Source organism: Bacillus cereus, assembly GCF_025917685.1.
Classification (GTDB): domain Bacteria; phylum Bacillota; class Bacilli; order Bacillales; family Bacillaceae_G; genus Bacillus_A; species Bacillus_A cereus_AT.
Window position 1 is genome coordinate 1,556,287 of sequence record NZ_CP089518.1, and the last position, 11,111, is coordinate 1,567,397.

Consider the following 11,111-nt stretch of genomic DNA (forward strand, 5'->3'; position numbering starts at 1 on the left):
TAGGGACACTCCTTCGTGCGAAGTTGTACTTACTATTCCCGAAAGTAGTATAAATATTACCTTTTATAGGATGAATTAGGGTGAATTGGAATTTGGCTGTATACAAACAAATAAATGGATATTATGATGAAGGAAGTAAAGGGAATAGGAGTATATGGATATGAGAAAGAAGAAAATAATTAAGTACATTTTAGTTGTTATAATGATCTTCGCCGTGTATGCGGGGTTTTTACAATATAACATCTATAAGCATGGGCATATGAATGCCACCTACGATGCGGATTATATAATTGTACTAGGATCGAAAGTAAATGGAATAAAACCTTCTTATTCATTGCAATATCGTATTGATAAAGCAGCTGAGTATTTAAAATCACATGAGAAAACAATTGCTATCGTATCTGGAGGCCAAGGAAAAGGTGAAGATATTACAGAAGCATTAGCGATGAAACAAGGATTAATGAAACAAAATATTGCAGAAGACCGCATTATAATGGAAGACCGTTCGACGAGCACAGATGAGAATATTAAATTTTCAAAACCTCTTATCCCTGAACATCTGAAAAAAGGGATGATTGTAACGAACGATTTTCATATGTTCCGAGCGAAAAAGATTGCAGAAAAACAAGGATTGATATTAGAAGGTCTTCCGGCGAAAACACCGAAACCAATTATTATTCAATCGAACGTTCGAGAATATTTAGCGATTACGCAATATTGGTTTATGAATCGAATATAGTAAAAGTAATCCCGCCCGAAATTCGAGGCGGGATTTATTTTGAGGAAAATCTTACAAAACTGTCATCTTAATGAAAGGTAAAGCGATAGTTTCTAAAGTGGTTTCCTGACATAATGAAGGTAACAAAAAACTTTAGAGGTGAATCGGATGAAAGGGAATAATATTTTATCTTCGCTATGTTACTTTAGTATCTTTTTTGCACCGTTTTTACTGCCAATTATCGTTTACTTCGTTGCGGAAGACGAAGTAAAACATCATGCAAAAAAAGCATTTTGGTCACATGTTTTTCCATACGCAATTTTATTTGGAGGATTAGCATTATCAGGGGTATACGGTTTAAGTTTCAATCAGTCTGAGAGCGTTGGAATTGGGATGGTTATAACGTATGCAGTGTTTATTTTAGTAGGGATTTATTATTTCATTTGGAATATCGTTAAAGGAATTAAAGTTTTGAAAGCAGCGTAACAAGAATTGTATAACAGCATATTAATCCGAAGTTATTTAGCGATAGGTTAATATATTGAAATTGTCGCTAATATAATTTCATTTACCATAATAAAAGATACTGTAAAAAAAGAGCAATTCAAAAAGAATTGCTCTTTTTATGCTTATAAGTTGTGAATATTGAAAAAGATGTGTTAATTTTTCATTATGAAGAGAAAAAAGGAGTGATTTTTATGAGTGAGATGATACATAAAATGGAGCAACACGTTTCAGTTCGTAAATATAAAGAAGAACCAATTTCAAAAGAGGTAGTAGAAAGAATGGTGCAAGCTGCACAACATGCGGCTTCCTCACATTTTGTACAGGCGTATTCTGTTATATATGTAACAGATCAGGAACTAAAGAGTAAACTAGCTGAATTATCCGGGAATCGTCATGTGAAAGACTGCGCAGCATTCTTTGTTTGTTGTGCAGACTTAAAACGACTTGAAATGGCGTGTGAAAAACATGGTACAGAGATAAAACATGAAGGAGTGGAAGACTTTATCGTTGCGACGGTAGATGCTTCACTTTTTGCACAAAACTTAGCACTTGCAGCTGAATCATTAGGATACGGTATTTGTTATATTGGTGGAATTCGTAATAACCCGAGAGAAGTGAGTGAATTGCTTCATTTACCGGATAAAGTATATCCTGTGTTTGGAATGACAGTCGGTGTGCCAGATGAAGAACATGGAGTTAAACCACGTTTACCGGTAGCGGCCATTCTTCATGAAAATGGATATGATGAAACGAAATATGCTGAATTATTAAACGAATACGATGAAACGATGAGTGCGTATTACAAAGAAAGATCGTTAAATCAAAAAAACGTAACATGGACAGAATCAATGAGTTCATTTATGTCCAAAGAGAAAAGAATGCATATGAAAGAGTTTTTAAATGAAAAAGGATTAAATAAGAAATGAGTAAAAAGGCAAACCTGTGATGCGGGTTTGTCTTTTTTGGAGGAGAAATGTGATTGTTTTCGAATTGGTATAGAGGGAGGCGATAATATGAAAAAAGCTTTAATCTTTTTATTTGATGGCTTTGCAGAATTTGAAGTGAATATAGCGAGTTTATTTTTGACAAGTAAGGAGTTCGAAATAATAACAGCAACGGTAGACGGAAAAACAGTTACAGGAGAAGGCGGATTTTTGTGTCAACCACATGTCTCTATAGAGAATATTGAAGTAGTGGATTACGAAGTGTTTATTGTACCAGGAGGACATATTTTTGATCATTTAGAAAATGAAAAGTTGTTATCTATCGTGAACAAATTACATAAGCGAAATAAATGGATAGCGGGTATTTGTGCAGGGACATCTTTACTACATGCAGCAGGCGTACTTAATAAGAAGAAATTCTCAACATCATTAACTCCAGATGAAGAACACTTAGCAGATCTACATGAATGGAAATATAAACAAAAGAAAGATGTAACTGTGGATGGTAAGGTTATTACAGCGGTAGGGTCTGCATATGTTGAATTTGCAGTTGAAATAGTGAGGCAGCTTCATTTATTTAATGAATTTGAAGTGAATGAGAACTTACAATACTTTAAAAATATAACGGGACTTTGCGATGAAACTTTAGTTTAAGTGAATAGCTTTATATTAATACCTAAGTTTAGAAAGCTGTCGATTCTTTCTGAACTTAGGTATTTTGTTTGTTATCATATACGTAGAAATAAAAATTAATAAATTTTTACAAAAGTGATAGAAAATGAGAATGAAATGCCAATAGTAAGTAAAAGCAGCTGCTAAAGAGGAACTGAGGAAGGAAGATGCTTATGATTTTCAATTCTGAAGAGGATTTAATTATAGCTATGAAAAAACATGATCAAGATGCTTTGAAAGAAGTGATTGATCAATATGGAAAATTAATTTTGTACATTATTCATAAATCATTAAGTACCCCTATTGAAAAACAATATGTGGATGATTGTTATAACGATGTATTTACTGTCATTTGGTTTAATATCGACCAATTTGATACAGAAAAGGGAAACTTAAAATCTTGGATGATTGGTATTACTAAATTGAAGGCATTGGAATATAAAAAGAAAGTATATAAAGAGAATACAATCGATAAAGACGTAGAAATAGATACAGGTGTCCATGATAGGTATGAAATAGAACAAGAAGAAGAAATTATGGAAATAGTTCAAGATTTAAATAAGAAAGATCGATATATTTTTTTAAAGAGGTATATTGATGGACATTCCATTGACGATATTGCGAAAGAATTAAAAGTAACGGCGGATTATATATACAATCGAATTTCTCGTGGGAAGAAAAAACTTCAAAAACTGTGGAAAGGGAGTGTGTAATATGGATAAAAGATTATTATCGATGTTAAATGAGCTCCAATATTCAGAGGAAGAAATTACACGTTTAGAGAAAGAGGCGGATGCTTCTATAAATATAGATAAGTACTATGTAAGAAATGGTGAACTGCTAAAAAAATTAACTTTACAAATGCTTGAAGAGTCAATTCGCGAAGAGTTACAAGAAAATGAAGAAATTGAGAATGAACTGTTAGTAGGAGAGGGATGCATGGTAAATACAAAAGTAATACCGAATATTTATACTGTAGGTGCAACTTTTTACTATTATATCGTTTTAACAAATAAAAGGTTGCTGATGAAAGGATTAGATTGTTATTTTAAAAAGGTAAATGAATACAGTATGTTAATAGAAGATATTCAAGCAATTTCACAACATAAAAAAATGAAAAACGTATACGGGATTAAATATAATAAAAAATATATCCAATTTGGAAGTATAGAGCACGAACAAGAACTAGCTATGATTATTATGAAATTAAGACAGCATGGAGTAAAAGAAGAGAAATATAAAGATTTTGAGAAAGGCTGGATGATTTATTTCAATGTTCTAGTCATAGTAACATCCGGTCTTTTATTTTTAAAATATTTAATGTAAAAAGCGGCCAAAAAGCCGCTTTTTATGTTGCAGTTAATATTCTAATGATGATCCTGTAGCTCTAAAATATTTTTCTCGTGAAGGAGTCATTACCCGGATTGCTAATAAACAGGAAAGGAAAAGAATGAGTAATGAGCTACTTATTACAGTAATTTGAACGGAAAGAAATTGTGCGGATGCCCCAATTGCTAAAACGAAAAAGATTTGGATGAAATTTTTTATGGAATCAAACACGCTATCGATACGTCCTATCATATGTACAGGAATGTTATTTTGATAAAATGTGATAAAGCCAGTACCTGCAAATGATGAAGAAATGCCAAGTAAAATGAAACCAGCTGCCGCGACGATAAATGAATTTGAAAAGGCGAAAATTACATAACCTATTGCTGTGAAGATCATACCGAATCCGATACAATGTTGAATTGGTAATCGTTTGGCAAGGAGAGAGACAAGAAATGAACCGGAAACGTAAGCGGCACCAGTTATACTAACAAGCATGCTATATTCCATGTCGGACAAAAGCAGTACTTGATTTGTGAATACAACTTCTTGTGAATCGAGTGCCATAGAAACAAGCATAGTCGCTTGAAATAAAACGAATATGAGAATTATGTAAGTTTCCGTTCGAGCGAATGAAAAGACTTGTTTCCAATCACTTCGTAATGTTTGTACGAAAGTATTTGCAACCTCTTCGTTTTGCTTTGTTTGTAATGTAATGTTAGGCAAGTAGTAAATGAGAATGGTAGAAAGTAGAAAGGAAAGTGAGTTGCAGTAAATAACAAAGGTTGCTGAGTACGTGGTGAGAAGTATTCCAGCAAGAGCTGGACCGATAATAAAAGCCCCGCTCGTACAAAAGTTATTCCAAGCGTTGAATTGAGCGCGTTCTTCAGCTCGTATGAGCATTGTTTTATAAGTAAATGAAGCTGGATCGAAAAATGATGTAGCAATGCGAGTTAAAAAGATAAAAATATAAATGGCCCAAATAGAATCAAATAGTGGAATACAGCCAATGAGAGCTGCACGAATGATATCTGTGATGAGCATAATGGACCGTTTGTTTAATCGATCTACTATGCTACCAGACCATATTTTTGTAACAACGGTGGCAATTGGGCCAACAATCCATAATCCTGCTACAGCAGCAGGGGAGTTTGTACTATTTAACACCATTAAGTTTAGAGCGATGAGATACATAAAATCACCTAAACGAGAAATTCCTGTTCCCGACAATAATAATAATTTATTTTTCATAAACAAATGGCCCTTTCTTTCATTGTTTTTTAATCCTGCAGGAAATAGCGTATTCCTCTTCAGAGTTTGATTGACGAGCGGTTTTGTTTTCCCAACGTAATAAAACTTGTGTAATCTCCCAAGTAAGCTGTTGTAATTCCTCCGGAGTTAAAAATAGATGAGATACAATATGGTTACCTGTATTCGTTCCTTCTGTGCCACTTTCTTCAATATAGAAATGAGCCGCTTTTGCTTTATAATATTTTTCAATAATTCCGCGTTTTTCCTTCGTGTCTACTAATTCAAGTAACCCTCCATCATATAAAATTTGAACGTGATAATGTACGCTGCCAGCAGTTTTATTTAGTTTAGTAGCTACTTGTTTTGCAGTGAGTACTTCGTCTTTTAAAAGGTGAAGAATTTGAATACGAGTTGCATTGGAAATGAGCTTCTGCTGCTCAGCTGAAATAGTAAGTCTATCATCAAACATTATGGCATCTCCTTTCTTATAATCTAAATTTATTGTACATTCTAAAAAATTAGAACGTAAGGAAAATAAATCTCCTTTTTTCTCTGTATTTCGACATAAATAAAAATAGCATGTACATAGACATGCTATTAAGTGATAGTAGATTCTTCACTAAGTTTCCCGCAATAAAACAGGTAAAGCCATATAAAACTAACAAAAATACAGCATATAGCTAGTAAACTACCAATAATTTGAGGAGAAAGGATTTCTAATAGCCATCCAGTAATGAACATAGATAACTGTATAAGTGAACCATAAATAGAATAATGAAATGAAAAAACTTTACCCATCATATTTTCGTGCGTGTAAGTTTGAAGTAATGTCGTATCCAGTGGAACGATGATTCCTCCTGCTATGCGCATGCAGAGCAATGTAATGATACCGATAATAAGTTGATTAGATAAAATGAATCCGAGAAAGAAAATTCCTTGTAGTAAGTAGGCCCAACCAAATGCTCTTTTCATTTTTTCTTCATTTTTAGATATATATAAGTTAACGAGAAGACTACCAATCATAAGCCCAGCTCCTTGAACTGTATATAAAATTCCAATGTTAGAGTGGAAAATTCTTTCGGCATAGATTGTTAGAAGTAGCTGATAAGCCCCTCCAATAATGCCCCATGAAATTCCGACAAGAATTAAAGTTAAGATGATTTTTTGCTGCATTATGTATGTATAACCATCTTTTATATCAGTGAAAAACGCTTTTTTCGTGCTAAAAGTATTACGAGAAGGGATCTTCATTCTATGAATAATAAAGGCTGAAATAAAGTATGATAGGCTGTTCATTAAAAAAGCGACCTCAATACTTAAAGCTTGTGCGATAATCCCACCTAAAGAAGCCCCCATAATAGACATAAAACCATTAATTGTACTAGAAAGAGAGTTAGCGGTTACTAAATGATTTTGGTTTACGATATTCTTTAGAGTTGATTGCTTAGCGGGCTCAAATAAGCAAGAAAGTACTGATAAACATATATTAGAAATGAAAATAATCTCGATTTTATAGATCGCTAATAAATAAGTGAGGACGATAATTCCTCGTAAAATATCGGTGAAAATCATAATCTTTTTTTTCGAAAAACGGTCTACAATTCCGCCTATGAATGGGCTAAGAAAGAGTTGAGGTAATCCTTTACTCATAAAAGTGAGCGCCATCATAAATGGAGATTCTGTTATGCTATAGACAAATGTTAATAAAGCTACAGTATGAAACCAATCTCCAAGTACGCTTAACATTTGACCATAAAATAGTTTTTTGAAGTTTTTATTTGATTTAAGCAGTGTGGAATAAGAAACTGATTGCACTGACATAAAAATTACTCCCTATCTATTGGCGATGTTTGTACATGCTTTTTCCATTCACTTAAATACATTTTCTCTGCTTTATGTAGTCCAACAGGTAATTGTGCAATGAATTCTAAGCTATTTCCATCAGGATCGTTAAAATATACGGAGGCATGTGCTAATTCTGGAAAAACGATTGGCTCAATTGGCTCCATTCCAAAGTCTTTTCGCGCTGGAATTCCTTTCTGTTTGAGCCAGTGTATCGCGTCTTCTAAATCGTGTAAGCTTACTTGGAAAGCGATATGTCGTAAAGATGGATGATAAGTAACTTTGTATTCTTCTCCTTCCCAAAGGCCAATCCAACTTTCATTTTCTACAATCCAAAAGAAGGCGATATCTTTGTCTCTTTTATATAATTTTAGCCCCAGTGATTCATAAAAAGGTATCGAAATTTCTAAATTACAGACAGGTAAATGTGCTTCATAAAGACCTTTAATCATTATAATCCTCCTTAGTAAAAATGTTTCTTATTCCATAGTAAACGATTTCTTGTTAGTTGAAATCACAAAAAAGATGGACATAAATTCATACGAAAGTATGAAAAAACAGCTCAAATATGAGCTGTTTTCGTATAGTTTTTAGTTAACATATTTCATTCATTTAGAGTTTAGCGAAAAGGATACGTATTATATTTAAAACCCTCCGCCGCCACCCCAACAGCTACATCCGATAATGATTAGAAGGATGAATAGTACGATGAGTAAAGCAAATCCACCGCCGAAACCAGCGCAACTACCACCAAAGCTCATGTTTTTTCCTCCTTTTTAGGAAATTAATCTATATAACTAATGGATTACTTTATAAGATATGTTTTTTATTTGGAAAAGGAGCAAGTCTTACTTTTAATTAGACAAGAGCCTGTGAGCTAATTTAGATATGGCATACACTTAGTTTCATAGCACTTTTTGAAAAGGGTAAAACAATATGGAAAGGTATAATAGGTGGATGTAGCTTACAATTACATTAAAATTTCTTTTCATAAATATAAAATTTGTAAAAAAAACCATTTTTTTATTTTTTTATCGGTAAAAATGTACTATAATTTTACAAGTAATATTATGGGAAAAGGGAGTTTTAGTGTAGAGATGGAGATGGGACAATTACACAATAAAATAGAACACAAAAAGAAAGAGTTAATTCAACTTGTTGCTAGGCATGGATTAGATCATGATAAAGTTTTGTTATTTAGTCGAGATTTAGATATACTAATTAATAAGTTTATGAATATAAAAGACAAAGTATGTAAGTGATTAATCTTTAATTTTTTATATTAGGATTATTTACTGATAAAGGAGAGAACAGTTATTGGAACATTTACAAGAAGAGTTGTATAAACAAATAAAAGAAGAAAAAGGTGCAGTTACTATATTCTTAAAGAGCGGAGTAAGAATAGTAGGGGAAGTAGCTGGAGTAGATAGATTTACAGTATTAATGTTAGTAGATGGAAAACAACAACTTATTTATAAGCAGGCAATATCAACAATTATGAACTAAGACACTCGAAATGAGTGTCTTAGTTCATAATTAAATGGTTACTGCTTGCATGCTTCAACGTCAATGCCAGCAGCGAGTAATTTTTTTTCTCCGTCTTGTTCAATGATTTTTTGTAATTTAGATAAGAAAGAGTCAAAATCTGTATGTTTACCAACTTGGAAAGTCATTTTATGCTCAATTGGTAGCCAAGTATCAATATCAGCTTCGTTATGCTGAATTTTCACTTCAAGTTTATCAAGCGCGTTAGCAACTTTTGCTTCATACGTTTCTTTCGCTTCGAATTCCATCCATAAATCGTATAATTCTTCGCCAAGAGAACCTTCTAGTGTACGTTTAATATTTAAAATAGCCTCTTGTTCGTTTTTTTGTTTTTGTAATTGTAATTCACGGCTATTCATCGTATCAAAGGCGGGGATATCACCGGCTTCTGCTTCAACAAGATCGTGAATTATGACCATCTTAAGTAATTTTTCTATGTTTACTTTTTGATCCAAATAAGGCTCAACTAAGATAGCCATTAAGGACATACGCCAAGTATGCTCTGCAACACTTTCTTGACGTCCGTTTGAAAGCCAACTGTGTCGCATTTCGTATTTTAGTTTTTCTGCTAATGCAATGACCTGTAAAATATTATGTTCCATAGGAATCCTCCTCACATTGCTATATTATAATTCTAGTATAGAAATGAAATGTGTCAATTATATTGTTGTATTGCGATAGATAGATTATAAACGAATAATGAATATTATATGTAAAAACGCATTATTAAAATGAAAAAATATTTTATAAAAATGAAAAGAAAGGGCAGGAATATGGGAGACGAAAATCAAGTATTAGCTAGACCACAAAGAAAAAAAGGAAGTTTGATATTTCTAGCCCAATTGGTATTATAGTAGGTTTTGTGATTGTAATAGCGGCAATCATGTTTGGCGCGGTGGAATAAAAGGTTTTAAAAACTTCTTAGATGTCTCATCTATTTTAATTGTCGTAGGGGGGATAACAGCGACAATCGTTGTGGTATATAGATTTGGAGAAATAAAAAAATATATGAAAAGTATTTTTATTGTTTTACATAGAAGAGAAGAAGATTTAGAACAGTTAACTGATTTGTTTGTTGATTTTTCAAAAAAAGTCGAAAAAATATGGGTTACTTTCATTAGAAGTTGATGGAGAGCAAGTAGACAATCTTTTTATTCAAAAGGGAATTCGTTTAATGTTAAGCGGCTATGATGAAGCGGAATTAAAAAAAGTGTTAATGAAAGATGTTGAAACTGAAGTGTATGAGTTAAGAAAAGGCGCAACATTATTAGATAAATTTCACATGGAAAAAATGATGAAAAAGCAGTTTCAAAAAAGCACATGGATGAATTGTATAAAAAGTTAAAAGTATATGTGGATAATAATGGTGTTAGTCAAGTGAATGTATACCGAGAAGATACAGGTGTTAGCATCGTTATAGTAGACAATTTAATATTCGATAAGGGTGATGCGAATGCTAAGCCGGAAACGAAAGAAGTAATTAGTCAATTAGTAGGGTTCTTCCAATCGGTACCAAATCCAATTGTTGTGGAAGGACATATAGACAGTAGACCGATTCATAATGAAAAATTCCCTTCCAACTGGGAATTATCTTCGGCGTGTGCAGCTAATATGATTCATCATTTAATTGAAGTATATAATGTGGATGATAAAAGGTTAGCATCGGTATGATATGCAGACACAAAACCAGTAGCGCCAAATGATTCACCACAAAATTGGGAGAAGAACCGCCACGTTGTAATATATTAAGGAATAATATATTTCTATTTTAGTAATAAAATAATAAAAATACGGAATTTCTTTTAAAAAAATATTAAATTTTATCGTTTTATTTTGTATAATGAGTGAGAATGATAAGGTGAAATATTAAGATATTTTTATACATAGTAAGGAGAGAACCGAAAAGAATGGCACATAAAATTTTAGTTGTAGATGATGCGATGTTCATGCGAACAATGATTAAAAACTTGTTGAAAAGTAATTCTGAATTTGAGGTTATCGGTGAAGCAGAAAATGGGGTAGAAGCAATCCAAAAGTATAAAGAGCTTCGACCTGATATTGTAACACTAGATATTACGATGCCTGAAATGGACGGACTTGAAGCATTAAAAGAAATTATGAAAATTGATTCGAGTGCAAAGGTTGTCATTTGTTCCGCGATGGGACAACAAGGTATGGTATTAGATGCAATTAAAGGCGGGGCAAAAGACTTTATTGTAAAGCCATTCCAAGCGGATCGTGTAATCGAAGCTTTAACAAAAGTAGCAAACAGCTAATATAGAAGGGGTGCCACAAGGAATCAA

General features: G+C 32.8%; 15 protein-coding genes and 2 pseudogenes. 11 read left to right on the forward strand and 6 right to left on the reverse strand.

The window, feature by feature from the left end:
- The first annotated feature begins 160 nt into the window (after window positions 1–160).
- From LUS72_RS08100 to LUS72_RS08125, 6 genes are all read left to right on the forward strand, one after another.
- Window positions 161–739 carry a YdcF family protein gene (locus LUS72_RS08100; protein WP_097831666.1) on the forward strand — a complete coding sequence of 193 codons (579 nt, stop codon included), beginning with the start codon at window positions 161–163 and terminating at the stop codon, window positions 737–739.
- Window positions 740–886: 147 nt separating this feature from the next.
- Window positions 887–1,204: a magnetosome magnetite crystal formation protein family gene (locus tag LUS72_RS08105; RefSeq protein ID WP_078181280.1), complete on the forward strand. Its 318-nt coding sequence runs from the start codon at window positions 887–889 to the stop codon at window positions 1,202–1,204.
- A 212-nt stretch (window positions 1,205–1,416) separates the two neighbouring features.
- On the forward strand, window positions 1,417–2,151 hold the full coding sequence (gene nfsA, locus LUS72_RS08110; protein ID WP_097831665.1) for an oxygen-insensitive NADPH nitroreductase: 735 nt from the start codon (window positions 1,417–1,419) through the stop codon (window positions 2,149–2,151).
- Window positions 2,152–2,238: 87 nt separating this feature from the next.
- Window positions 2,239–2,823 carry a DJ-1/PfpI family protein gene (locus LUS72_RS08115; protein WP_097831664.1) on the forward strand — a complete coding sequence of 195 codons (585 nt, stop codon included), beginning with the start codon at window positions 2,239–2,241 and terminating at the stop codon, window positions 2,821–2,823.
- Window positions 2,824–3,008: 185 nt separating this feature from the next.
- Window positions 3,009–3,554: a sigma-70 family RNA polymerase sigma factor gene (locus LUS72_RS08120; protein ID WP_141533347.1), complete on the forward strand. Its 546-nt coding sequence runs from the start codon at window positions 3,009–3,011 to the stop codon at window positions 3,552–3,554.
- A gap of 1 nt (window position 3,555) precedes the next feature.
- The gene (locus tag LUS72_RS08125) at window positions 3,556–4,167 is read left to right on the forward strand and encodes a flagellar motor switch protein FliG (protein ID WP_097831662.1); all 612 of its coding nucleotides are present in this window, start codon (window positions 3,556–3,558) and stop codon (window positions 4,165–4,167) included.
- A gap of 33 nt (window positions 4,168–4,200) precedes the next feature.
- Here LUS72_RS08125 and LUS72_RS08130 read toward each other — a convergent pair whose 3' ends face one another.
- The 5 genes from LUS72_RS08130 to LUS72_RS08150 form a co-directional block, all read right to left on the reverse strand.
- Entirely contained in the window at window positions 4,201–5,421 is a 1,221-nt protein-coding gene (locus LUS72_RS08130; protein WP_097831661.1) for an MFS transporter, read from the reverse strand.
- Between the two features lie 19 nt (window positions 5,422–5,440).
- On the reverse strand, window positions 5,441–5,890 hold the full coding sequence (locus tag LUS72_RS08135; RefSeq protein ID WP_264448775.1) for an ArsR/SmtB family transcription factor: 450 nt from the start codon (window positions 5,888–5,890) through the stop codon (window positions 5,441–5,443).
- A gap of 128 nt (window positions 5,891–6,018) precedes the next feature.
- Window positions 6,019–7,242 carry an MFS transporter gene (locus LUS72_RS08140; RefSeq protein WP_264448776.1) on the reverse strand — a complete coding sequence of 408 codons (1,224 nt, stop codon included), beginning with the start codon at window positions 7,240–7,242 and terminating at the stop codon, window positions 6,019–6,021.
- Window positions 7,243–7,247: 5 nt separating this feature from the next.
- Complete coding sequence (locus tag LUS72_RS08145; protein WP_071770098.1) at window positions 7,248–7,715, reverse strand: VOC family protein; 468 nt, start codon at window positions 7,713–7,715, stop codon at window positions 7,248–7,250.
- 192 nt (window positions 7,716–7,907) lie between these two features.
- Window positions 7,908–8,024, reverse strand: coding sequence for a YjcZ family sporulation protein (locus tag LUS72_RS08150; protein WP_000007805.1), 117 nt, complete (start codon window positions 8,022–8,024; stop codon window positions 7,908–7,910).
- A 282-nt stretch (window positions 8,025–8,306) separates the two neighbouring features.
- Here LUS72_RS08150 and LUS72_RS08155 point away from each other — a divergent pair, with 282 nt between their 5' ends.
- Both LUS72_RS08155 and hfq read left to right on the forward strand, forming a co-directional pair.
- Window positions 8,307–8,525 (forward strand): aspartyl-phosphate phosphatase Spo0E family protein, encoded by a 219-nt coding sequence (locus tag LUS72_RS08155; RefSeq protein WP_097831851.1) that lies wholly within the window; start codon window positions 8,307–8,309, stop codon window positions 8,523–8,525.
- Between the two features lie 55 nt (window positions 8,526–8,580).
- Complete coding sequence (gene hfq / locus LUS72_RS08160; RefSeq protein WP_097831658.1) at window positions 8,581–8,769, forward strand: RNA chaperone Hfq; 189 nt, start codon at window positions 8,581–8,583, stop codon at window positions 8,767–8,769.
- 38 nt (window positions 8,770–8,807) lie between these two features.
- On the opposite strand, the gene LUS72_RS08165 is transcribed toward hfq, so the two are convergent.
- Entirely contained in the window at window positions 8,808–9,410 is a 603-nt protein-coding gene (locus LUS72_RS08165; protein WP_000400778.1) for an HD domain-containing protein, read from the reverse strand.
- Window positions 9,411–9,581: 171 nt separating this feature from the next.
- Between LUS72_RS08165 and LUS72_RS08170 the strand changes: the two are divergent.
- From LUS72_RS08170 to LUS72_RS08180, 3 genes and pseudogenes are all read left to right on the forward strand, one after another.
- Window positions 9,582–10,084, forward strand: a pseudogene (locus LUS72_RS08170) (flagellar motor protein MotP); the annotation flags it as partial.
- Window positions 10,084–10,557, forward strand: a pseudogene (locus LUS72_RS08175) (OmpA family protein); the annotation flags it as partial. The pseudogenes LUS72_RS08170 and LUS72_RS08175, both read left to right, overlap by 1 nt.
- Before the next feature lie 158 nt (window positions 10,558–10,715).
- The gene (locus LUS72_RS08180; protein ID WP_071770096.1) at window positions 10,716–11,084 is read left to right on the forward strand and encodes a response regulator; all 369 of its coding nucleotides are present in this window, start codon (window positions 10,716–10,718) and stop codon (window positions 11,082–11,084) included.
- The last annotated feature ends 27 nt before the right edge of the window (window positions 11,085–11,111 follow it).